Annotated in this window: 21 protein-coding genes and 1 pseudogene; 6 read left to right on the forward strand and 16 right to left on the reverse strand. The window is 40.2% G+C overall.

Annotated features, from left to right (window positions below; genetic code table 11):
• Window positions 1-75: 75 nt before the first annotated feature.
• From ytfJ to sppA, 4 genes are all read right to left on the reverse strand, one after another.
• Window positions 76-507, reverse strand: a complete 432-nt coding sequence (ytfJ, locus tag CJ483_RS07910) for a GerW family sporulation protein (RefSeq protein ID WP_120033797.1) — start codon at window positions 505-507, stop codon at window positions 76-78.
• 27 nt (window positions 508-534) lie between these two features.
• Window positions 535-1,155 (reverse strand): DUF2953 domain-containing protein, encoded by a 621-nt coding sequence (locus tag CJ483_RS07915; protein ID WP_120033799.1) that lies wholly within the window; start codon window positions 1,153-1,155, stop codon window positions 535-537.
• A 127-nt stretch (window positions 1,156-1,282) separates the two neighbouring features.
• Window positions 1,283-1,861, reverse strand: a complete 579-nt coding sequence (locus CJ483_RS07920; protein ID WP_182917151.1) for an RDD family protein — start codon at window positions 1,859-1,861, stop codon at window positions 1,283-1,285.
• A 14-nt stretch (window positions 1,862-1,875) separates the two neighbouring features.
• The gene (gene sppA, locus CJ483_RS07925; RefSeq protein WP_120033803.1) at window positions 1,876-2,886 is read right to left on the reverse strand and encodes a signal peptide peptidase SppA; all 1,011 of its coding nucleotides are present in this window, start codon (window positions 2,884-2,886) and stop codon (window positions 1,876-1,878) included.
• 144 nt (window positions 2,887-3,030) lie between these two features.
• Here sppA and CJ483_RS07930 point away from each other — a divergent pair, with 144 nt between their 5' ends.
• A complete protein-coding gene (locus CJ483_RS07930) occupies window positions 3,031-3,831 on the forward strand; it encodes an NAD kinase (RefSeq protein WP_120033805.1) in 801 nt (266 codons plus the stop codon).
• 154 nt (window positions 3,832-3,985) lie between these two features.
• Here the strand turns inward: CJ483_RS07930 and rarD are convergent, their stop codons facing one another.
• The 9 genes and pseudogenes from rarD to ezrA form a co-directional block, all read right to left on the reverse strand.
• The gene (gene rarD, locus CJ483_RS07935) at window positions 3,986-4,915 is read right to left on the reverse strand and encodes an EamA family transporter RarD (protein WP_120033807.1); all 930 of its coding nucleotides are present in this window, start codon (window positions 4,913-4,915) and stop codon (window positions 3,986-3,988) included.
• Between the two features lie 255 nt (window positions 4,916-5,170).
• On the reverse strand, window positions 5,171-6,175 hold the full coding sequence (locus CJ483_RS07940; RefSeq protein WP_120033809.1) for a DUF4097 family beta strand repeat-containing protein: 1,005 nt from the start codon (window positions 6,173-6,175) through the stop codon (window positions 5,171-5,173).
• Window positions 6,172-6,729: a DUF1700 domain-containing protein gene (locus CJ483_RS07945; protein WP_120033811.1), complete on the reverse strand. Its 558-nt coding sequence runs from the start codon at window positions 6,727-6,729 to the stop codon at window positions 6,172-6,174. The genes CJ483_RS07940 and CJ483_RS07945 overlap by 4 nt, the downstream gene beginning before the upstream one ends.
• Window positions 6,716-7,045, reverse strand: a complete 330-nt coding sequence (locus tag CJ483_RS07950) for a PadR family transcriptional regulator (protein WP_120033813.1) — start codon at window positions 7,043-7,045, stop codon at window positions 6,716-6,718. Before CJ483_RS07950 ends, CJ483_RS07945 begins: the two co-directional genes overlap by 14 nt.
• Before the next feature lie 297 nt (window positions 7,046-7,342).
• Window positions 7,343-8,923 carry an acyl-CoA synthetase MbcS gene (mbcS, locus tag CJ483_RS07955; RefSeq protein ID WP_120033815.1) on the reverse strand — a complete coding sequence of 527 codons (1,581 nt, stop codon included), beginning with the start codon at window positions 8,921-8,923 and terminating at the stop codon, window positions 7,343-7,345.
• Between the two features lie 170 nt (window positions 8,924-9,093).
• Window positions 9,094-9,762 (reverse strand): annotated as a pseudogene (locus CJ483_RS07960) (sensor histidine kinase); the annotation flags it as partial.
• Between the two features lie 353 nt (window positions 9,763-10,115).
• Entirely contained in the window at window positions 10,116-11,318 is a 1,203-nt protein-coding gene (gene thiI, locus CJ483_RS07965) for a tRNA uracil 4-sulfurtransferase ThiI (RefSeq protein WP_120033820.1), read from the reverse strand.
• 5 nt (window positions 11,319-11,323) lie between these two features.
• Complete coding sequence (locus tag CJ483_RS07970; protein ID WP_120033822.1) at window positions 11,324-12,460, reverse strand: cysteine desulfurase family protein; 1,137 nt, start codon at window positions 12,458-12,460, stop codon at window positions 11,324-11,326.
• 145 nt (window positions 12,461-12,605) lie between these two features.
• Entirely contained in the window at window positions 12,606-14,294 is a 1,689-nt protein-coding gene (ezrA, locus tag CJ483_RS07975) for a septation ring formation regulator EzrA (protein WP_120033824.1), read from the reverse strand.
• A 192-nt stretch (window positions 14,295-14,486) separates the two neighbouring features.
• Here ezrA and hisJ point away from each other — a divergent pair, with 192 nt between their 5' ends.
• Both hisJ and CJ483_RS07985 read left to right on the forward strand, forming a co-directional pair.
• On the forward strand, window positions 14,487-15,305 hold the full coding sequence (gene hisJ, locus CJ483_RS07980; RefSeq protein WP_120033826.1) for a histidinol-phosphatase HisJ: 819 nt from the start codon (window positions 14,487-14,489) through the stop codon (window positions 15,303-15,305).
• 28 nt (window positions 15,306-15,333) lie between these two features.
• The gene (locus CJ483_RS07985; protein WP_120033828.1) at window positions 15,334-15,813 is read left to right on the forward strand and encodes a GAF domain-containing protein; all 480 of its coding nucleotides are present in this window, start codon (window positions 15,334-15,336) and stop codon (window positions 15,811-15,813) included.
• 78 nt (window positions 15,814-15,891) lie between these two features.
• Here CJ483_RS07985 and CJ483_RS07990 read toward each other — a convergent pair whose 3' ends face one another.
• Entirely contained in the window at window positions 15,892-17,718 is a 1,827-nt protein-coding gene (locus tag CJ483_RS07990; RefSeq protein ID WP_182916995.1) for a sensor domain-containing diguanylate cyclase, read from the reverse strand.
• Window positions 17,719-18,141: 423 nt separating this feature from the next.
• Here CJ483_RS07990 and rpsD point away from each other — a divergent pair, with 423 nt between their 5' ends.
• The 3 genes from rpsD (at window position 18,142) to CJ483_RS08005 (ending at window position 20,862) form a co-directional block, all read left to right on the forward strand.
• Entirely contained in the window at window positions 18,142-18,744 is a 603-nt protein-coding gene (rpsD, locus tag CJ483_RS07995) for a 30S ribosomal protein S4 (RefSeq protein WP_120033832.1), read from the forward strand.
• A gap of 298 nt (window positions 18,745-19,042) precedes the next feature.
• Window positions 19,043-19,483, forward strand: a complete 441-nt coding sequence (locus tag CJ483_RS08000; protein WP_120033834.1) for a GNAT family N-acetyltransferase — start codon at window positions 19,043-19,045, stop codon at window positions 19,481-19,483.
• Between the two features lie 242 nt (window positions 19,484-19,725).
• Window positions 19,726-20,862, forward strand: coding sequence for a SpoIIE family protein phosphatase (locus CJ483_RS08005; RefSeq protein ID WP_120033836.1), 1,137 nt, complete (start codon window positions 19,726-19,728; stop codon window positions 20,860-20,862).
• Between the two features lie 52 nt (window positions 20,863-20,914).
• Here the strand turns inward: CJ483_RS08005 and CJ483_RS08010 are convergent, their stop codons facing one another.
• Window positions 20,915-21,766 (reverse strand): CheR family methyltransferase, encoded by an 852-nt coding sequence (locus tag CJ483_RS08010; protein ID WP_120033838.1) that lies wholly within the window; start codon window positions 21,764-21,766, stop codon window positions 20,915-20,917.
• 18 nt (window positions 21,767-21,784) lie between these two features.
• Window positions 21,785-24,508, reverse strand: a complete 2,724-nt coding sequence (locus tag CJ483_RS08015) for a response regulator (RefSeq protein ID WP_120033840.1) — start codon at window positions 24,506-24,508, stop codon at window positions 21,785-21,787.
• Window positions 24,509-24,645 lie beyond the last annotated feature (137 nt).

Consider the following 24,645-nt stretch of genomic DNA (forward strand, 5'->3'; position numbering starts at 1 on the left):
TTTTCACACTTAATATCATACTTGTTTGAACGAGGGAAATGCAAGGAAAAGTCCTGCTATTGCTCAATCTCTCTGCTAAATTGTAAAATCTGAAGAAGATTTTTTAGATGACGATTGTTTGGACTGATTTTTTTGGTTAAGCATATTTTGAATTTTATCTATGACAGCTGGCGCAAGGTCAATAATCTTGTCTAACAAATGTGTGTTTTCGTCTAGATGAAGCATGCGTACACCGCTTGAATTAACAATTAAAAAAGCGATAGGTGTAATGGACACACCGCCCCCACTACCGCCGCCAAACGGGCTTTTCCCCTGGCCTTCTCCCTGCTTATCAAGCATAAATTCACTTCCGCCTGCCGCAAAGCCAAAGCCAACTTTAGAAACAGTCATAATTACACTTCCGTCAGGTGTTTCCACCGGATCTCCAATAATTGTATTGACATCAATCATATCTTTCAAGTTTTCCATAGCTGTGGTCATTAATCCTTCGATTGGATGGTCGCCCATGTTCATCCCTCCAGTTGTTTACGCATTTTAAAAAAACAGCCCGGTATTCGAACGTTTTTTTCGGCTTCGCCGGTGAAAAAATAGTTGAATAACTGCAGTTATAGCATGCCCTGCACGAAAGGAAATCATACACGAACATTCCACTTTCCAAATAGATTGGCCAAAAACGGGTGTGACCTCGATTTCAGGAATGGCAGTCATATTCATCATGCGATGTGCGGCTGAAAGGACACTTCCTTTTATAGCCCAGAGCGAACCTGCTGCCATCCCTGTCCAGGCGGCGTCCTTCATACCGATAGCTGTCCGCCACAAAAAAGTGTGGATTTCTATTTTATTTAAAAATGAACGAATAATATAATGAAGATTTTCAATGTGCTCCAACTTCTCCTTCACTTGGATGAAAAATTTTTCCGCCTCCTCAGGTGTCACTTCTTCATCTGCTCTTTTTCTTTGAGTCTCAGAAATCGAACTGTCTGTAAGTGGAATATAGAGAGTATAAGATAGCAGTCCGTGAAGGAAGGAAAAACGGACATAGGCCTCTTTGCTTTCGGGTACGCGAAAAAAGTAAAAAAGGAGCCTGATTTTTAGGAAATATATAGATAAACAAAGAATTAAAAAAACAGCCAGTCCCCACCATACGTAACCCATACGGTTCCCTCCTTTTTCGCTAAACAGTTTGTCCGCAAGAAAAAGAAAGTAAACATGAGGAACCAACGTATTCTCTAATGGTTACAAAGAGCATAAAAAAGCCGCCGGCAATCAGCCGGCAGCTTTTTTATAAGGAATGAACAGGAGACTGAACAGCTAGTGAATACTCGTGGATAACTGTTGTACCCGCAAAATAGTCATGCAGTCCTTGTTTTCTTGATAAAAAGGCAACAAGTACATATAAAAAAGGTATGGTTACAGATAAGTAGCGGCCAATCCACTCGCGGAATAAAATCGTCTTCCATGAAAGACCGGAGTCCGTCAATGAAATAACTTTTAGGCCAAACACCATTTTTCCCACCGTTTGCCCCCACCATTTTGTCATTAAAACAAAATATAAATAAAAAACAAGGGCGGTCGCTATATTAACTGCGGAAAAGAGCCCATCGCCTGTCGTATCGATCCCAACGGCCCGAAATAACGGATAGACGAGAAGGCGGGAAATGCTTCCGACTACAATTAAATCGAGAAGATACGCCCAGAACCGCATCCAAAAGCCGGCATAATGTAAAACAGGTGGAGCAGAAACAGCCAACGGCGCTTTTTCTTCTACCGGTGGATCGAACGCATGCGCAGGCTCTTCTGTTGGCTGCTCCTCCTCAGGACGCTTTGTCTCTTCCGTTTCATTGTTCCAATCTTCTCTCATCATCTGTCCCTCCTTTATTCCGCATATAAATACATCAGCCGCGGAGAATTTGGATGTGAAAAGATTTTCATTAACGCTTGGACTTCATCATTTCCACCGATCAGCTGCTGCGCTTTCGCTGTTAAGAAAGACGGCAGGCCAAGATTGGACTCATACGTCACCACTTGGGCACCTTTTAAGTTTTTATCCTGTTTCAATGCATCAATGGTATCTTCAAGATAACCAAAATCATCAATCAAGTTAAGCTTTTTTGCCTGGCGGCCATCATAGATGCGGCCATCAGCAATTTTTTTGACTTGCTCTTTCGACATCCCGCGCCCACTAGCGATAACATGAACGAAACCTTCATAGGAGTTATTAATCATTGATTGTAGAATTTTTCTTTCTTCTTCTGTCATTTCACGCGTCGGGCTCATAATGTCTTTGTGAGGACCGCTTTTTATGGTAACAAAATCAACTCCATACTTTTGCGCAAGCTTTGAATAATTGACGCTTTGCATAATGACTCCAAGTGAGCCAGTCAACGTTTCAGGGCTCGCATAAATTTTATCAGCGGGAGCTGAAATATAGTAGCCGCCTGAAGCCGCCATCGAACCCATGGATACATAAAATGGTTTTTTCGTTTTCTCTTTAATCTCTAAAATCTTCTCGCGAATTTGAGCGCTTTCTACTACTCCGCCACCCGGTGAATTTACTTGTAGAATAACAGCTTTTACCGTGTCATCCTCCTGAACCTTATCGAGTTTTTTCATAAACTGTCGATGATTATAGCCGGGGGACGAAAAAAGTGATTCGGCCGCGCCCGTATCTTGGATAACTCCCTCCACTGGCAAAACGGCAATCTTTTTCGCAGCATTCCCTTCTTGCTCCACCTGCTCGGTGAAATCCTCATCACTGGCTCCCATCGCGCTTTCGAACGCTTTAGAAAAGTCTGTTTTCATTGCCATGGATGCTACATTAACAATAATGGAAACAATAAATAATCCAGCAGCCAGTGCGAGGGCAACCATTCTCTTTTTGTTCAATTTACTCTCTCCTTCCCTATCTTTTTAGTTCACCAGCTTCGAAAAAACAGCTGGCACATGGTAAACTTGAAACAGGTACACCTTATTCTAACAAATCATTTAATAACAACCATACTAACTTTCCCAAAAAAAGGAGACTTTCTTATGGATCAGCGCCGGAATGTCTATTTTTACGAAACCCGCCGAAAAAATGTGGCAGAAAAAGTAGCAGAAATAAAAAAGCTTGCCGTAAAACACGGCTTTACTATCGTTGAAAAATCAGCAGATGCAAATATCATTGTCAGCATCGGCGGCGATGGCACATTTTTGCAGGCTGTTCAAAAAACCGGATTCCGCGAGGATTGCCTATATGCCGGTATTTCTATTTTTAATGAGTTAAATATGTATTGTGATTTTCATGCAGACAATATCGCAAGCCTCATTGAAGTGATGTCTAAAGCAGAAATGGAAGTGCGCCGTTATCCCGTTTTACAAATTTCTGTCGATGAAGAAGCTGTCTTTTACTGCTTAAACGAATTCAGCATTAAATCCAGCATTATTAAGACAATGGAGATGAATGTGTATATCGATGACCTCCATTTCGAAATGTTCCGCGGTGACGGGATGATCATTGCTACACCGACAGGCAGTACAGCCTACAATAAGTCCGTAAGCGGAGCGGTAGTCGATCCGCTGCTTCCTTGCATGCAGGTGAGCGAGCTAGCCTCGCTAAACAATAAGCGCTACCGCACACTCGGCTCCTCTTTTATATTGAGCGGCGATCGTACACTAACGCTGAAAATGCTGAAAGGGAGCAACAACTATCCAATTATGGGGATCGATAATGAAGCACTGAGTATCCAGCATATTGAAGAAGTAAACATCTCATTAAGCAATAGACGCGTAAAAACATTGAAACTAAAAGATAACTCATTCTGGCACAAAGTAAAACGGGCCTTTTTATAAGAAAAGCACAAGGCACATGCTCCGTATGACAGCGGATTGGACTCCCCAACAAGTAGGCGCTTTTCAGCCTTCGATAGAGAGTGTGAAATCAGCTCACTTGCTAGTGTATGCAGCTAGAACAAGAAAAAAGAAGCGCCTAATGGACTATCGTCTATTAGGCGCTTCCTTTTTCTTGTTTTCTCGTTATTAAATGTCTTTTTTGATACCATTTTGTCTGAGAAAGTGTAAACACAACCAGCGCTAGCCAAATAAATGAAAAAGAAACAAACTGGATAACAGAAAATGGCTCCTGATAAACAAACACACCAAGCAACAGCGTCATAGTTGGTGTGATGTATTGCAAAATGCCAATCATTGACAACGGAATTTTCGGTGCGCCCGCTGCAAACATCAGCAATGGAAGTGCTGTCACGGCTCCACCAAGCATTAGCAGTACATCGGTAGAAAATGAGCCAGAAAATAACAATAGCTCTCCTTTGGACCACCAATAAACAAGAAAGGCAACTGCAATTGGCGTAACCGAAAAAGTCTCAAGCGTTAAACCGACAGCTGCCTCCACTTGAATGGTTTTCTTCATTAATCCATATAAAGCGAAAGTTACAGCGAGCCCCAGGGATACCCATGGCAGTTGACCATAGGATATCGTAATAATCGCTACACCAATGGCTGCCAAAGCAACAGAAAATACCTGTGCTTTAGACAAAGACTCTTTTAGAACAAAAACTCCGAGCAGCACACTCATGAGCGGGTTAATGTAATAACCTAGACTTGTCTCTATCACACGTTCAGCATTGATCGCCCAAATAAACAAAAACCAGTTGCTGCTCACAAGAAAAGAAGCAATGACAAGAGCCGCTGCCTGCTTTGGCTTCTCTTTCATTGTTTGGAGCGTAGCTTTTAAGTCTCTTAGTTTTCTAGTAAACACGAGCAGCAGCACCATTGAAACAAACGACCAGAGTACACGATTAGCAAGAATCTCATGAGCGGTTACATGCTCCAACATCTTCCAATATATTGGGAATAGTCCCCATAGTAAGTAAGATAAAAATATGTATAGAGCCCCTTTTTTTGTCTGCTCATTCATGTGATCACCTATTTCCTTCTACTCCCGAAATAAATTTCATTATACTCCTTTCCTTTTAAAAATCAATAGAACAGCTAAGAAAGAACCGGGCTAAACAAAAGTAACTTATCCAAAGGCCAAACTAGGTAAGTTTTCTAAGATAGCCTGCAGCAATTCGTCTGCAGGTTTATAGATGAGACACAACAAAGACCGAACGGTAAAAGCCGTTGAACATAAGAAAAACAGCAATACTGCATTGCTGTTTCCCCTCGTTTCCTATTTTAGCTGGAAGTCTCCTGATTTGGTTCGTACGATAAGCTGCAGTTTTCCATTGGCAATTTTCCCGATCACTCGATGCTCTTCCTTCGTTGTGTAAGTCACATTAGATGCACGAATGCTGGCCTCCCCGGATCCGGCTTTAAAATCAATGGAAAACGGCAACAAATTTTGACTTGTATCTACAAGGACAGTACCACTCGATGTTTCTAAATTCACGTTGCCTGCTTGCTCATTAGGACGAATCTCGATGTCTCCAGACTGTGCTTTCGCTAAAACTTTTCCACTTATATCCTTAAGGTTAATATCTCCTGATTTAACCGACAGATCAGATTTTTCTGCGTCTAATTGATTGGCTATAATAGCTCCGCTTTCCCCTTGTATCTTTACCTGTTTTTCAACTTTCGTATGATCTATTGAAATATCTCCACTGCCACTTTTGAGTGACAGGTTGTATGCATGATTGTTTTCGCCCTCAATATCTCCGCTGGTTGTTTCAGCGTTCAATTCTTCCTTTAAAACAGTCTCTTTAATGATTAGGTCTCCCGAATTGGATTGGAATGTCGCCTTGTTTGCCTGACCGTCTTCCAACGTAATATCACCCGATGTAGTCTTTAAGGCAATGGATTTATACATTTTTTCTGGTAGTTTTACATGCAATTGAACATGGCTATAGAAGGTAATTCCCCACTTGATATGATGCTTCACCTTAACTTTCAATGTATCACGATCCTCATCAATGACTAGATCATATTCTCCGTCTCTTTTCCTGCTTTCTTTTCCAATTAATTCAACTTTCACACGATCACTATTTCCTTTTTCAATTATAGTATCAACAGCAGCCGAATCGATATCGATTTTGTCTATTGAACTGGCTTCAACCGTTTGCTCTTCCTTCCATTTAACAGGTTCAAGCAAGTGTATATCTGAAAAGTAAAGTGAAGAGGCTGTGCCGACCAGTCCTATGATAATTAGTGCAAATGCAACAATAACCAGTTTTTTCATGATATTTTCCCTCCTTTCATCACTTTTATATTAAATTTTGCATATCGCAGCATGATTTTGTAAGAAAATTTCCCGATATGAATGATAGCTATACTTAGTAAAATTCCAATGCCGCATAAAGTAACGGACATAAAAAACTGAATCATAAAGTCCTCAAAACCCGTGAAAATTCCCCAAAGCACAGCCAACAATGGAGAGACTGTGAATGAAAATGCCGTTACACATAGGCTAAAATATACTCCAATCAGCCCAATGACTGGTCCTAGCAGAAATACTAGGTTAAAAAAGCTTAAACCTATCGTTGCGAAGACCATACGGGATGTATTAGGAACAGATGGTCCTTTTTCTGCCCTTATCATCTGATAATCCGCAATTAAATCCTTGGCAATGAGATGAGGATCTCCGAGTTCCTCTACGACTTCTTCTTCTGTTTTTCCATTTTCTATTCCCACTGTAAAATGCTCGTCAAAATCATAAAGCATATCTTTTCGATCATGTTGAGGAACCTTCGCAAGATAGGCCTCCAGTTTTTTCATGAATTCATTCCTTTTCATTTTTCATCCCCTCCTCAATGAACTGATTCACTGCATTTGAAAATTGCTGCCATTCTTGAATTAAACTATTCATATAATCGATTCCTTTTGCTGTAATTGAATAATATTTTCTTGGCGGCCCCTCTGTTGACTCTAAAAGATAAGTTGTTAAGAGGTCCTCCTTTGTTAATCGTCTCAATAATGGGTAAAGTGTTCCTTCAGCCACTTCAATTTTCCCGGAAATACTTTGTGCTAATTCATATCCGTACTGGTCCTTTGATTTGATTAAAATCAAAACACACAATTCTAAAACACCTTTTTTAAATTGTACGTTCAAGGATTTCACCTCCTATAAATTAATAACAGCTATTAAATATTATTCACTAGTCGATAGCTATATCATATCCGATAGTACTGATCAATGCAAGGTACTGAACAATAAAAATGGAAAATGATTCAATCACCCATCATTCAAGCAAAGAAATAAGCCGGATCTATAGCGATGATCCGACTTAAGGGGTACTCTTATATGATCTAGCTCTCGCTCATTCATGCATTGATGAGCGAGGTGCTTTTCGAATTCTTTAGAAACAGACGCTTTTATTTCACGGCAGTATGTTTAATTTTTCTGAAATTAACTTTTCACTTGCTGTTCGGCCTGACGCAATTCAATGCGGCGAATTTTTCCGGAAGTAGTTTTAGGCAAGTCTTCAACGAATTCTATCTTTCTAGGATACTTATACGGAGCGGTTAATTCCTTGACATGGTTTTGCAGCTTTTCCACCAATTGAGGATCTTTTGCATCCACCCCTTCTTGCAAGACAACAAATGCTTTAACGATGTGGCCACGAATTTCATCCGGACTGGCAACAACGGCACACTCTTTAACATCCGGATGCTTAACGAGCGCGTCCTCTACTTCAAATGGTCCGATCGTATAGCCTGAACTGATAATAATGTCATCTCCGCGCCCTTCAAACCAATAGTAGCCGTCCCCATCTTTTTTAGCTTTATCACCAGTTAAGTAGTAATCTCCCCTAAATTGCATAGCCGTTCTTTCTGGATCTTTATAATATTGTTTAAATAGAGCCGGTGTATCGATGTGAACAGCAATATCTCCTACGACCCCTGCCCCTACAGGCTCTCCTTCATCGTTAATAATCTCTACACGGTTGCCCGGCGTTGGTTTTCCCATGGATCCAGGTTTGACTTCCATTCCTTTTAATACACCAATTACAAGTGTACTCTCTGTCTGGCCATACCCATCTCGCACGTCAACGTTAAAATATTTTCGGAACGTGTCAATGACTTCGCGGTTTAACGGTTCACCAGCGGACACAGCACTATGAAGGCTTGATAAATCATAGTCTGCCAAGTTATCTACTTTCACCATGAGTCGGTATTCGGTTGGTGTACAGCACAATACATTGATTTTATTTTGCTCAAGCAGCTCCAGATATTTTTTCGGTTCGAATTTTCCATTGTATACAAATCCTGTAGCTCCTGAACCAAGAACGGACATAAACGGGCTCCATGTCCACTTTTGCCAACCTGGGCCTGCAGTGGCCCAAACAGTATCTCCCTCTTTGATACCGAGCCAGTTTGGCGCTGCTGTTTTAAGATGCGCATACCCCCATGCATGCGTATGAACGACACCTTTAGGATTGCCGGTTGTACCTGATGTGTAAGGAAGAAAGGCAATGTCGTCTTTCGATGTGTCAACGATTTCCAACTCATTGGAAGCTTCGGCCATCTTTTCCTCAAGGTTTATCCATCCTTCTACCTTTCCTCCGAATGAAAAGGCAGTTAATTCTTTTATCTTTTCTACTTGTTTAAATTGCTCGGTAAATGGCGCGTAGCAGACAACCCCTCGTACACCAGCATGCTCGATACGATAATTTAAATCTTTAGTACGCAGCAATTCTGCACTTGGGATAATAATCAGGCCTGTTTTTAAGGCGGCAAGAAACACCTCGTATGCTTCAATTAAACGCGGCACCATAATAAGAATCGGATCACCCTTTTTTAATCCGCTCGCAAGGAAAGCGTTTCCAATCTTATTTACATTTTTTATTAATTGAGCATATGTAATTTCCTTTTTTTCCCCGGCTTCATTCTCCCACTTTAGCGCCAGTCGATCGGGGTCTTTTGCAAATTTTTCTACTTCCATGACGATGTTATATTTTTCAGGTGCAAGCAAGTCTTCTCTTTTCATTATTCTACCCCCTTAATAATATGTCTCCATTATACAGAATAATGGAAAACTTTAAAATATTTTAACATAGCGATCTGTTACTTTTATCTTTACTTTTCTCTTTTTAATACTTGTTTTGCGCAGACAACAGCTTTTAAAAAAGCCTATGGAACATTCGATCCCATAAGCCATTACATACGTACAGGTTGTTCAACAATAAAGCTCAACCAACCTTCTCTATATTCCGCACGAATAATACCATGATGAAGTTCAACAATCCTCTTTGAGATAGCAAGTCCAAGTCCCGTGCCTTGATTATCCTTTCTTGCCTTATCGCCCCTGAAAAACCGTTCAAACAATTTATTTGCCTCGTTAACAGGGAGATTCTCCACTTTGTTTGATACTTTCAAGATCGCTTTGTCTGCTTTAAGTTCCAGGCTTATTAATAATTCAGATGGTTTTCTACTGTATTTTATCGCATTCATAAAAAGATTATCATAAACACGAACCATCTTTTCTATATCCATTAAAATAGGGATATTTTCTTCTGTAATTGATTTTTGAACACTTAATTGTTCCTTTTCAAAAATAGGCATGTATTCTCCAACTACTTGTTCCAACAAACCTGACAAGTCTACTTCATTAAGGTTTAACGTAACATCTGGACTTGATAAATGAGTATACTCAAACAGTTCATCAATTAGGTGCTTTAGTCTTTGCGATTTTGAATAAATAGTTTCAACGTATTCTTGAAATTGCGCTTTACTCACGTATTGTTCTTTTTTCAGTAAATCTAAATATCCGATAATAGATGTTAAAGGTGTCCTTAAATCGTGAGAAACATTTGTAATCAGTTCATTGGTTTAGATTTGTAATCCTACTTTAAAATTCAAACCTGAAGAAAAAGGAACAAAAATCCTTAAAAATTCTTAAGCTTTAATCTATCTCTTTTCTGAACACGGTTACCCTTACTTTAAAAGGACAGGTGTTTATTGTTATTTATGAAACAAACACTTGTTTTATAATTCTATGTCCATTCACCTATTGATGTTTATCTTACAAGATAAATAAAGAAATTCGTTGATTTTCTAATGTGAAAACAACCGGATTTTAAAAACAGATGCGAAAAACACTTTAAAAAGGAATAACTAGCAAGAAAACCAATCAAAAAACCTTACATTCATCAGACTTAATGAATGTAAGGTTTTTATGATTACAGCAAATCCAAAAACTCACTGGCTGTTTTTTCTTGAGGAAGCTGAATTGTTTCCATTTCTTCTATCGCTTGATCAATCATCTCTTCAAAGTTAACGAAGCTCTCGAAATGCTGTACTTTTTCAAGCTTTGGCCGTGTTTTTGGAGATGGTGGTGTAAAAATTGTGCAGCAATCTTCATAAGGCAAAATCGAAATGTCATGAGTGCCTATTTTTCTGGCTATATCGATAATATCAAGCTTGTCCATTGCAATGAGCGGACGTAGTACCGGTGTAGATGTTACATCATTAATGGCTCTCATGCTCTCAAGCGTCTGACTTGCCACTTGTCCGAGACTTTCACCGGTTGCAATGGCCAGTCCACCACGTTTCTGACGAATTTTGTCGGCAATGGCTAGCATCATGCGTCTTGTTGAGGTCATCGTATAATTCTCGGGCACTTGCTCTTGAATTTTTTGCTGAATGGCGGTAAAAGGAACGATATGAAGCTTGATTTCCGCTCCAAATGCAGTCAGCCTCTCAGCTAAATCAATCACCTTCTGCTTTGCTCGCTCACTCGTATATGGCGGGCTGTGAAAATGAATAGCTTCGATTTCTACCCCTCTCTTTAACATGAAATAGCCAGCTACAGGGCTATCAATTCCTCCAGAAAGCAAAAGCATTGCTCTTCCGCTTGCCCCTGACGGCAGTCCAGCAGCCCCTGGATACTTCTCACATGATAAAAAGACGCCTCCCTTGCGAACCTCTACAAGCAGATTAATATCAGGGTGTTTAACATCCACAGTTAAGTCTTCGATGTTCCTGAGTACGTGGCTGCCAATAGCGTAATTAATTTCATTCGTATCCAACTCAAATTGCTTATCGGAACGGCGGGCAGATACTTTAAATGTTTTTCCTGCACTAAAATTTCGTTTAACGAGTTCAAGAGCAGCTACTTTCATCTCTTCGATATCCTGGGCTGTACGGACCACAGGGCTGAATGATTGGATGCCAAACACGTGACTTAGCCGATCCCTTATCGCTTCGAACGGTACGTCATTTAAATGGATAAACATCCGATCATGACTTAATTCAATCTTTATTCCCGCAAATTCTTTTAAAGCCAACAAAATATTTCTTTTTAATTTAGTTATGAATTGTTTACGATTACGTCCTTTCGTAGAAAGCTCACCGTATCGAATTAATACGCGGTCGTAATTCATCGTTGTCACCTCTGGACTTTCGTTAGTTTAGGAATGATTTCTTTTAACACCCGGATAAATGTCTGCGCTTCTTCTTTTGTATTCTTATAAGATAGGCTCAGTCGGACACTGCTATCAGCTACGGCTGCCGGCAGTCCCATCGCTGTTAATACGGTACTCGTTTTTTTCTGTCTAGAGGAACAGGCGCTCGTTGTAGATAAATAACAACCTTGTTCTTCAAGAGCATGAATGAGTACTTCCCCTTTCATTCCAGCAATTGAAAAGTTTAAAATATGGGGAGCACAGCCTGTTTTCGGTGTATGGATGGTTACCCCGCTGATCCTTTCCAGTTCCGTACGCAAAAATTGCTGAATGCCCCTCATTTCTTGGACGCTTTTCACTCGTTTTTCCTCTGTCAGACGCAGCGCCTTAGCCATGGCAGCAACCCCGCCTGTATTTTCTGTGCCGCTCCGCCAGCCTCTTTCCTGATCGCCACCGGATAAGAGTGCAGAAAGCTTGACTCCTTCTTTCTTGTACAGCACACCACTTCCTTTTAACCCGTGAAACTTGTGCGCAGATAAAGAACAAAGATCGATCCCGTCAAGATCTAATTCTACTTTCCCGCGGCCTTGTACATCGTCCACGTGAAATAAAGCTTTCGGGTACCCTTTCAACAGCTGGCTGATTTCCGCTATTGGCTGAATCGCCCCTGTTTCATTATTAACATGCATAATAGAAACAACAATCGTTTCATCTGTCATTGCTTCTTTCAGCTCTTGCACAGAAACTTTTCCCGATTCATCAACCGGCAAGTAGGTTACTCGAAATCCAAGCTCTTCAAGCTGCCGGCACGCATTCAACACTGAAGGGTGTTCAGTTTGCTGGGTAACGATATGATCTCCCCGTTGCCTGTTCGCAAGAACCGCTCCTTTTAATGCTAAATTATTTGCCTCCGTTCCCCCAGAAGTAAAGACTACCTCTTCTGGCTTTCCGCCTATCAATGAAGCAATTTGCTTACGAGCTTCCGTCATCAGGCGATCCGCCTGCATGCCTAGCTGATGAAGAGAGGAGGGATTACCAAAAAATTGCTCGTTTGTCTTTATAAAAGTTGCCAAAGCTTCTTTGTATGGTTTTGTCGTTGCGCTATTATCAAAATAAATCATGATCGCACCTGCTTCATTTCAGTTTGTTCAACTATTTATCATAACATAGCTATGTGTTGAAGAAAACTTCCCATATACATAGCTGTAAACATAACAAAAGCGATCCCGGCTAAATTGAAGGCCAATCTGCCGGCACCGCTTCTGTTTATTTTTTATTCATCATATCCTCAAGCTGTTTCAACCCTTTTGGATCAACTTTATCGATCGCTGTAGCCGCTTCTTCAAGAGCAGAGCGATAGTCATAATTGCGAAAAGCACGTTCTGCCTCGTAAAGCTGATCACTGATAGCCGGATGGGAACGCTTATATCTGTTTCCGTATTGGATAATACGCTCAGCAAGCTCGGCTTGCTCGATCACTTCCTCTGTTTTACGCTCGAGGTTGCTTACAGAGGAAACCGCCTCACTTAGTTTTTCCTGAACGGCTTTCATATTTAATGGCTTTTCATTTAATGCCTGTACAACCTCGCCAATACGCTCTGTTGTTTCTTCTGTTAACGACTGATAAAACCCCGGTACGCCTGGCATGTTGCTTTTATTGACCATACGAAAGATTTCATTGATCTTCTTGCGGAGCTCCGCCAGACTTTCACGGGCAGCCATCTCATCCTTGCGCAATGTTTTTAAGAAGCGGCTAAAACTCGCTTGTTCTTTTTGCAGCTCTTCAAGTTGAGATTGCAGTTCTTGTAATTCTTCATGTAAAAAAGAATAGGCCGTATTCTGTTCGGTAATTCTGGCTTCTAATAAATCGTACCGCTTTACAAGGCGAAAAATATCTTCTTCCAGCTTTTGAGGGACGACCCATTCATCTTTTGCTAGCTGATAGCTTTGTCGCACATGTTCCGTCTCCGCCTGCAACTCTTCATTGGCAGTCCGCACATTGTCTAACTGCTCCCTCGTTGCCTTCTCATTTTTCACAAGAAAGTGCTTGGCGTCGACTTCTTTCTCAAGCAGCTCATAAAAGAATTCTATGTTTTCTTTTACATCTTGAATTCCCACTTCTACTTCGTTCGTCTCCGTTTTAATAATAAAATCTTTATAAAGAGAAAGCTGCTGACGCAAGCTGGCAACTTCTTTTTCAATCTGCAAATGGTCAAGCAAATAGCCCTTTTGCTTCATTTCTTTGTAGCCAGATTCAATTTCATTTAACTGTGCCGGCAACAAATTCGTTGTTTCAGCCATCAACACCGGAATAACTTCCATCTTATGTAAAATGGTATCCATATCATGAGTCAGCTTTAAAATGATCTCCCTAGCTGCCAGATAGTTTCCTTCATTAGTCAGCTCTTCAAATTTATCAAACTCCGAGGATAGAGCATCAAGCTGAATTTCAAGCACGGATGCAGCTTTGCCAAATGTGTGGCGATGAGCAAGCAGCTGCTTTCTTGCCGACCGGCGCTTTTCTTTCAGTTCTTCACTCTCTTCACGGTTATTCTCCTCACTGCCAATTAATTCATCCAGCTCGGTCAGGATGCCTTCCACTTTCTGTTCAGCCTCTTCTAGCCTGCTGACGATGGTTTCATTGATCTCTTTTGCTTTGCCAAATCTGAATTGATCCAATCGTTCTTCTGATTCAAATAACTTTTCTTCAACGTCGGCTAAATCGACAGCAAGCACCTCGTCCCATGTTTGCCGCCAACGGTCGAAAAGTTCTTCCGTCTGACCCGTCATGTTAAGGCGCTTCACTTTAGCCAATTCGTCAGTGACTGGCCGATTCATAATTTCCGTTTTCCTTTTTTCTAACATATTAATTTCTTTGTATATTTTTTTTCTATTAAAATAGGCGATAATCACTAAAATGGCTGCTATTAAAATCGCAGCAATGATGAATTTCATCGTAAGCCCCCTGTTCTTCTGCCAGCAAAAGTAATCGTTTCATCTATGTGGTAAGATATAAATTTCACTCAATTATTACTAATGATACCACAGGATGTAGCATTTTTTGACGACAAAACTCGTTTTTTTTTAAGCTCCTGATTAAAATTTTTGTTACACTATAAATAGGATTATTTTTCAGGAGGTTGTTCTATGAAAAGAGACGGACACATTCACACACCTTTTTGTCCTCACGGAACGAAGGATTCGCTGAACAGCTACATTGAGGAAGCAATTAACCAAGGTTTTTCCCAGCTCACTTTCACTGAACACGCTCCCTTGCCCTTCGGCTTTGTAGATAGTACGCCTACAAAGGACAGCGGAATGAAACGAAGCGATTTAGATGCCTACTTTTCTGCTTTGCAGCAAGTAAAACAAGAGTATGCAACCGATGTAGCTATCCAAATCGGACTGGAAGTTGATTATATTGAGGGCTTCGAAAAAGAAACGTCCATTTTTTTGAATGAGTATGGTCCACTTCTTGATGACTCTGTTTTGTCTGTTCACTTTTTAAAAGAGCAATCTAACTGGTACTGTCTTGATTATAGCGTGGATTTATTTGGAGAAATGATAAAAATCTTTGGATCGACTACTGTTCTATATAGAAAGTATTTTGAAACTGTACAGCGCTCTGTTGAAGAGGATCTCGGCCCATTCAAACCGAAGCGAATTGGCCATTTGACGCTCGTGCATAAATTTCAACACCGCTTCCCGTGCGAAGCAGACTTCAGCGCTGAAATAGAAAACCTCTTAACAACGATAAAAGCCAATGGCTATGAAATTGACTTTAACGGCGCTGGTCTGATGAAACCGTTCTGCCTGGAATCTTATCCACCGTTAGAAGTTGCCCAAAAAGCCCGGGAAATGGGCATCCCGCTTGTATACGGGTCAGATGCTCATCAATCTAAGGATATCGGACAAGGCTACAAAGAAATGTTCCCTCTGCAAGAGCAAGCCGTTCCTCGTCCATAAAATACGTTTGATAAAGGAGCCATCCATCATGTTTCAAACAACTAGTTATACAGGGAAAAAAACAGAAAACTATCAACTCGTTATTAAACAATTGCGAGCGCTGCTCGCAGGAGAAAGCAATCAAGTCGCTAATTTAAGCAATGCTTCCGCCTTATTAAACCAGTTTCTCGACCGCATAAATTGGGTCGGCTTTTATTTAGCTGAAGGGGAAGAGCTTATACTCGGTCCTTTTCAGGGTCTTCCAGCATGTGTGCGCATTCCATTTGGCAAAGGTGTATGCGGGACAGCGGCCAGTGAAAGAAAAACGCAAAGAATTGCAGATGTTCATTCCTTTCCAGGCCATATTGCATGCGATGCTGCCTCTCAATCTGAAATTGTTGTCCCCTTGCTAAAAGACGGGCGTTTGATTGGCGTACTTGATATTGATAGCCCGGAAACAAACCGTTTTGATGAAACAGACGAAGAAATGCTTGAAGCTTTTGCGACTGCTTTAGTCGAATACTTGTGATGTCTGTACTGCCAAATAAGAAGCTTTTTTAAATTGACAGTCATAGCGTAAAAAGAGCTGGATAACCAGCTCTTTTTTCTATAAACAGCAATAGCCGATAGCCACTCTGTTCTTTCCAGCTTCCTTCGCTTTATATAAGGCCGTATCGGCATAATTAAATAATTGTTTTTTGGAGGGAGGATTCGCCTTTGACCAACAGGATAATCCACAGGAAATAGTGACTGCAGGCTTAGTATTTTCTGCTACTTCACTTATGATTCTTTTAGCTGTCATCGTCCCTTCCTCTAAAGAGCAATTGGGCAAATAGACAGCCAGCTCCTCTCCTCCCCAACGGGCAGCTACGTCTTCTTGCCGAATAGCCGTTTTCAAAATTTGAGCAACTTGAATGAGTATCTCATCTCCAGTTTGATGCCCGTATGTGTCATTAACCTTTTTAAAATTATCAATATCCATTAACAAAAAGACACCCTTCTCATCTTTCTCAACGGACTTTTGAAGCAATTGATCTAAATAGTTTCTTGAATATAAATGTGTTAGATGGTCAGTAATAACCATTTCTTCTAATTTTTCTCTGAGCATGGCATTGGCTAAGGCAAGTGTAGAATGATGGATCAGTGACTGCAAAAGCTTATACATTTCAAACGTAAAGCTATATGGCTCTTTTTTTAATACGATACAAAATCCTCTCAGCTCATTCCCCTGTTCCATAGGAACAGCCATCATCGCATGGAAAGTCAAGCAGTCCCTTTCTAGCTTATTCGCCAATTCACCAATAAAAAAAGCTTCTTTATCTTTTATCAGCTTCTCAGCAGTAAAATGAATGAGTTCTTTTCCTTCCATCTCGTAAAAAAAAGAACTGCTGCCCGGCAATGTTTCTGTTTCTTTTCCATTAAAAAAAATAAAGCCAACGGCACAAGCGTTAAAGGAACGAATGATTTGAGAGTGTAAAAAATTAGTGACATCGGAAAAGCGCAAGCTGGAGTTTAATTCGTGGGATGCATCATTAATTAACTGCAAATCTGAATTAAGCTGTCGCGATTGATCATATAGCATTACTTTCTCAATGGCGCCTCCTCCTGCGTTAGCGAGCATACGGATAAATTCTTTTTTTGTCTCAGGGATATTTTTTTCTTCGGAAAAATTCACTTTCAGTACACCATATACTCCCTGTTTGCCAATTAAAGGAGCATAGAGAATCTTCGAAATATCATCAACTTGGATTGTTCCATTTGTATATGAGGCCATCCCCGCTTCACTTACTTCATCAAAATTAAAGTGAGTTACTGGCAGGCCGGTATAGGATCCCTCCATTGCCATAAGGAAATGATAGGAACATAGCGGGAAAATCTTCTGTAAGGTGGTAATGATTTCTTTCAGCACAAATTCAATGTCTGTAGAGGAATGCAATCTTCCTGTTACATTAAACAACTCTTTATATCTATTGACTCTTCCTTCCATCACATGGACATAGTTCGCCCATTCAATTAAGCGGCTGCTTTCTTCCGTAAAAAACAACAAATCCTCTTCTGTAAGGACGGCCATTACCTCCTTATCCGCCCGCAAGAATAAATAAGTGTTTTTTTCTTTACAAAAACCTGTTAGTCGAAATCCTACATTGTAGGCAGCAGGTAGCGGCCATCCGTCTATTTCTTCCTTACAAAAAAGGTATGGCTGTGTAAAAGCCTGGCTCAACGCCTCCTTTTGTTCTCTAGTCCAGTCTAACTTCTCTTGGCTACTTGCATTAAACAAGTACAGTTGAGACGTGCGAAACTGTCTGCTGACGAGGCGAAGCCATTCCTTCTGAAGTTGTTCTACATCGAATAAAGCACCCCGGAAGCCGGCCATCAAGTCATATAGCAATGCTTTCCAGCTTATCGCCCACTTGCTTTCATAACGCTGATTCATGTAGTAATCACCTGCCATTCAAATTGGACAAAACAGCTGTTCTTCCTTTTTATACCACTATTGGAACATTATTCACTTTTACAAATTTAAACATCTAAAGAAGAGCTGACCTACTCATCAATAGGATAATTATACCACATGAAATGAGCCTAAAGACTTACTAAATTTATTATTTTTTCATATATTGCAATCTTACCTTGACAGAAGGGCCTGTCAATTATATACTAACATTTGTGTAAAATATCGCAGCCTATGTGAACACCTTTATGTGCTCATTTTGTTCCTTTGCCTTTAAATGCAAATGGTGCATCGCGTAACCCTCTGCTGCTGGGGCGATGGTGCATGAAAACAAAATGACCTAATTGCTGTCTCACCGGTTTTTATTTTACAACAAAATAAAACCATTAAAGGAGGAGCTATATTATGGCTCGCTATACTGGCCCAAGCTGGAAACTTTCCCGCCGTCTTGGAATCTCTCTAAGCGGAACTGGTAAAGAATTAGAAAAACGCCCTTACGCACCTGGACAACACGGTCCAAACCAACGTAAAAAATTGTCTGAATACGGACTTCAATTACAAGAGAAGCAAAAGCTTCGTCATATGTACGGTGTAAATGAGCGCCAATTCAAAAACTTATTCGTAAAAGCTGGTAAAATGAAAGGCGTTTACGGCGAAAACTTCATGATCCTTCTTGAAGGCCGCCTAGACAACCTTGTTTACCGTCTTGGCTTAGCTCGTACTCGTCGCCAAGCACGTCAGCTTGTTAACCATGGTCATATCCTTGTTGATGGAAAGCGCGTTGACATTCCATCTTACCAAGTAAAACCTGGTCAAACAATTTCTGTTCGTGAAAAATCCAGAAACCTTGCTATCGTTAAAGAAGCTGTTGAAGTAAATAACTTCGTACCAGATTATTTAACATTTGATGCAGATAAGCTAGAAGGTACATTTACTCGCCTTCCAGAGCGTTCTGAGCTTCCAGCTGAAATCAACGAAGCTCTTATCGTAGAGTTCTACTCTCGTTAATTCTATTGCTTATCAAATAGCAATAGGCAAAACCCTAGAAATATTGGTATACCAATATTTCTGGGGTTTTTATTTTACCTTAGAACCTCACCAATCGACTCTTCTCTTAGAATAAAGAATTGACTTTTTCTCTTTTGTCGGGGGCAGTTTCCTTGCTTTTTATTTCAAATGCTATATGGGTCCAGCGCTAGAGACGAAGTCTTTTGTTTGTAGCAAAAACAAGTAAGTATCCATATTATAATCAAGTAAACTTGCGTCATTTCCTTTCTAATTTCCCCTGTATGATGGAGGCTCATAAATGATTATTAGAAAATCAAATAGGAAAGAGACAGATTTTATTTTTGCTTTTTCGCAAAAGGTAATCGAAGAAAGTTCAATGGGATATCTTAAACCCGGTCATCATAATATCGTAACTGAGATGTTTGAACCTGCTCTTCAAAACGGGGCTTACTATTTGGTGGCTGAGAAAGAAAATAAATTGCTAGGATGGATCTTAGTCGGAACAACTATTGACCCTTATTCTCTTGAAGAAATTGGGTATCTTCTCGATATTTATGTTTTTCCCGACTATAGAAAATCCGCGATAGCCAAAAAGCTTACACATGAAGCCTTAACACGATTGAAACAAGACCATTACCAGAAAGTTCAATTAAGTATTTTTTCTGGTAATCACTCAACAGCTCTTTGCCAACAATTTGATTTTAAAGAAGTACTAACTGTTTTTGAAAGACCTCTCTAAACTCCTTCTTTAACCTAAAATAAATGTCGCCAGCTTTTATTTAGATTAGCTTCCCCCAATTACTTTTTGACCAGTGTAAAGCTATGATCCCCCCTTTTAATCATCTATCAAAACTGTTACCAATTTAGCTATCATTGATTCCTAAAAATATACGTCTCTCCTCTTTATTTGTATACTAATTGTATAGAAAAACTCATTGCGTGTACCGCACAATAAATAGTAAATAAGGGGAAGAATTTTGAATGTCCATTCTAATTGTTGATGACAACAAAGTCAATTTATTTGTAATCGAGAAAATATTAAAAAACGCAGGATATGAGAACTGTGTTTCTCTATCATCCGCTCAGCAGCTATTCAATTATATTGAGAAAAATGAGCAACACGCCAACAAAGTCTCTATTGACCTTATCCTGCTTGATATCATGATGCCAGAGATTGATGGTATAGAAGCTTGCCGCCGCCTTCAGCAGGATGACTGCCTTAAAGATATCCCGGTTATTTTTATTACAGCTCTTGAAGACTCCAATAAACTTGCCGATGCGCTGGACGCAGGTGGAATGGATTATATTACAAAGCCGATCAATAAAGTTGAGCTGCTGGCGAGAATAAGAGTGGCACTTCGCTTGAAATATGAAAAAGACTGGCATGCAGAACAAGAACAAAAGATTCAAAATGAACTTGATCTGGCCATGCAAGTTCAGAAAGGACTCTTGAATCCTCCTTTAGAGACAGACAATATCACAATTAATGTCTCACACCTTCCCTCCTTCAAACTTGCTGGTGATATGTATTATTGGCACAAATTTGAGGATCACAGATACGGCGTTATTCTTTTAGACATGATGGGACATGGCATTTCTTCCTCTCTTGTCTGCATGTTTATCTCTTCCGTCTTGAGAGATATTATTAAAGAACTGTCTGATCCTGAACTGGTCATTAAAGAATTAAACCGCTATATGGCACTTCTGCATCATCCGAAAATTGATTACAATTACTATTTTACCGGCATTTATCTTTTGGTTGATACCGAAAGAAAAATCGTTGAATATGTGAATGCAGGTCACCCAGAAGGGTACGTTCTCGTTGATAATGCTTCATTATGCACAATTGAAAGAAGCAGCTGTGCCGTGGGATTTTTTGATCAAATGGAAGTCAAAAAGTCAGTCATCAGTTATGAAGACAACATTCAGCTTCTGCTCTTTACCGACGGCGTAATAGAAGTGAATCGCAATGACGAACAGTCTATGCTGAACAAGTTAAAATATATTGCCTCTCAAAAATGGAGCAATGTACGCTCTCCCATCCATCTTGTCATCCCGGAAGAGCAGCATGCTGGACAAGGCGATGATATGTGTATCATGATGATTCATGCTAAATAAGAAAGTGAAAAGCAGAATAAAAAGGAGAATGATTCTCCTTTTTATTCTGCTTTTAATTTTTTTGATAAATTTTTACATGTTCAGCAAAACTTTTATATTTTTCTGCGCAACTTGCAAATTGAAGGGACTCTTTATCCCCCAAACCAAGAAATCCCTTCGGGCAAAGACTGTCAAAGAATAGTTGGTGTACTTGATTTTGCAGATCAACTGTAAAATAGATCAGTACATTTCGGCATAAGATGACATGAAATTCATTAAAGGACTGGTCCGTGACAAGATTATGCTGGGCAAAGCTGATTTTATTTAAAATCGAAGGATTTAAATAAGCAAAATGCCCATCAGCTGTATAATACTCAGAAAAAGCTCGCGCTCCTCCTGCAAGCATATAATTCTTCGTGTATGTCTTCATTTTACTGAGTGGGATGAGCCCTTTACGAGCCTTCTTTAGCACCTCTTCATTCATATCTGTGGCGTAAAGCTTCGTCTTATGCCCAAGCCCTTCTTCTTCTATTAAAATAGCCATTGAATACACTTCTTCACCTGTCGCACAGCCTGCATGCCAAATTCGTATTTCCGGATAATCCCGTAACTGGGGAAGGACCGTTTGTCGGAAAACTTTAAAAAACTCCGGATTTCGAAACATCTCGGTTACGTTAATAGAAAAATCATTAAGTATTTTTGTCACGAAGGACGGATCATGAATCATTCTGTCAGTAATCTGAGAAATCGTTGAGATCTTCTCAAGCTGCATGCGATTTTTAATGCGCCTGTAAATGGAGGACCGCATATATTTCCGAAAATCAAATCCAGATACACGGTAAAGTCCCTCCAGCAATAAATCCATCTCGATTGCTTCTTTAAAACTAAAGTCTTGTTCTTCTTCGTTATTCCACATACTGTTCATTTAAAATCTTATCCTCACTTACCTTGTCATCCAGACATTCATAACGGAAAATAGCTGCTCCAGCTTCAGCGGCTTGCTAATGTAGTCAGATGCCCCTGCCTCGAGACATTTTTCGCGGTCATTTTTCATCGCCTTAGCCGTCAGAGCAATAATTGGTAAATCATCGTATTCTTTCGACTGGCGAATTCGCTGCATCGTTTCATATCCATCCATGTCCGGCATCATAATATCCATTAAAATTAGATCAATGCTCTTGCTGGAACTGAGAATATCCAAACATTCAATCCCATTGTTTGCCACTAGTACATTCATTCCTTTTTGTTCAAGCGCTGTCTTTAGAGCAAAAATATTGCGGTTATCATCATCTGTGATCAATGCCGTCTTGCCATAGAATACATTGTCCTGAGCCTTTGGCTTTTCTTGCAGTCCTATAACTGGAGTGGTCTCCTCCCCCATAGAATCTGGAGGTGAAATTGTGGCTGCAATTTCTCTCGATGCCTCTGTGAATAAGTCAGCAGGTATGTTTCCATCTGAAATATTAGGAAGGAGAAGAACAAATGTACTTCCCTTTCCTTCTTCGCTAAAGAGCTGAAGATTGCCGCCTAACAGTTTGGCAAATTCACTGCTGATCGACAATCCTAAACCGGTGCCGCCATATTTTCGGATAGTAGCCCCTTCACCTTGCTGGAATGCTTCAAAGATGAGCGCATGCTTTTCTTTTGGAATGCCGATCCCTGTATCCGTTATGGCGATTTCAAGCCAATAATCTACATTTGTCTGGTTGGCGTCCGCCCCCACCTTCTTAATATTTGCAGAGACAGAACCTTCTTCTGTGAATTTAAAGGCGTTAGACAATAGATTTCTAATAATCTGCTGAAAACGCTTTTCATCCGTTTGAAAGATGGCCGGCACATCTGGGCTCATGCTAATGTTAAAATCAAGCCCCTTTTGGTTAGCAATATGGGTGAAATTCCTTTCAAGACTCGCAGGAAGCTCCGTCATATTTACTTCATTGATCACAACGTCCAGTTTTCCAGCTTCCACTTTTGATAAATCCAAAATATCATTGATTAAGTTCAGCAAGTCTTGTCCAGAAGAATGAATAATTCCCGCAAACTCTAATTCTTCCTCCGAAAGGGAACCGCTGCTGTTTTCGGCGAGCATTTCTGACAAAATCAAAATGCTATTCAATGGTGTGCGCAGCTCATGAGACATATTAGCAAGGAATTCTGATTTGTATTTAGAGCCAAGTGTCAGTTGCTTTGCTTTTTCTTCCAAGTCTTTTTTTGCCACTTCAAGATCTTTCGTTTTTTGCTCAGCTTCTTGTGTGCGCGATTCCAACTGCTCATTGATCATCTGCAGTTCTTCCGATTGCATCTTCAACTCTTCAGACTGCGTTTGCAATTCCTCTGATTGCGCCTGTAACTCTTCTGTCATGGCCTGGGATTCGGACAGCAATCGAGCAATTTCCATTCGGTCAATCGCTCTATTAACCGTTAATCCGAATGTTTCCAGTACTTTTTCTATAAAAGCAACGTGCAGTGAAGTATATTCGTTAAGGCTTGCAAACTCCACCACCGCGATAATTTCCTCCTCATATACGATAGGAGCAATTAAAATACTCCTTGGCTTTGTTTCTCCCAGTCCAGAGGAAATTAGCCGGTAGTCTTCGCCAACTTTGTTAATCACTTGTATCCGTTTTTCTAGTGCACATTGACCGATCAAGCCTTGGCCAAGAGCAAAACTACTTCGGCCTACGTCATCAGCTGAATCAGCAAATGCAGCCTTTTTTACTAAAATAACATCATTTTCTTGTTGCTCTCTGCTATAAAAAGCCCCAAACGATGAACCTGTAATCTGTGCGGCTATCGAGAGAAATGTCTCCGCGAGATTTTCTAATGAAGAAATCCCCTGATTCTTGCTCATAACATCTGCCACACTTCTTTGCAGCCAATCCCGTTCTTCTAAAGAATCCAAAAGCTCATTTGTCGCACTTCCCAGATCCCTAATTTCATCGTTCGTTTTCACTTGAATACGGCTGCTAAGATCTCCACCCGTAGACATGGCACGAATAGTATTTACTACCGCTTTAATCGTTTTAATAATAGAGCCTGAAATGATCATGGACAGAATAAAAGAAACAATAATAACAAAAGCCAACAAGCTGTACAGCCCAATATCTAGATACTTATTCTGTTTATTTAGTTTATCAGCACGTTGGTCAATCAGCTCTTTCTCCTTGTCTCGGAAAGAATCAAACTGCTGCTGTACTTGCTCAATTTTTTGTCTTCCAGTATCTTCTTTAAAAAATGTCATAATGCTTGTTGTATCGTTCTGCTGTTTCATTTTAATGGATTTATCACCGGCATCCGATACCCAATCTTTGATGTTCTCGTTAATCTCAGCTACCTCTTTTTGCTGCGCCGGATTATCTGACAGAAGATTGTCCAGTTTATTGAAATTCTCCGTCCATCGAGAACGCGCTTCATTATACAACCGGAGATATTCTTCCCCTCCCGATATGATAAAACCTCTCTGTCCAGTTGCCATCTTAAGCAGATCTTTTTCTATTTCATTCGTCAGATCCCTTACGACAAAATCACGTTGAATGATAAAATTTCTTTCTTCCTGCATCGTGTCCAACTGTTTATTCACAGCAAGAATCGCTATAACCAAACAGATAATGATAACCACATAGCCGGTAATAATCTTCTGGCGTATTCCAAATCTAAAGTTCTTCATCCTTATGTATTCCTGCCTTTTTATAAAATATGCTCTGTTGTTAATTATAATGTTTTTACGGTTGATTAGATAGTATGGCCGCATTGTAGGTACAAGAAAGAGATGCACTACCATTATCATACGTTTCAGCGCTATTA

The sequence above is a fragment of the Bacillus sp. PK3_68 genome (genome assembly GCF_003600835.1).
Lineage (GTDB): Bacteria > Bacillota > Bacilli > Bacillales > Domibacillaceae > Pseudobacillus.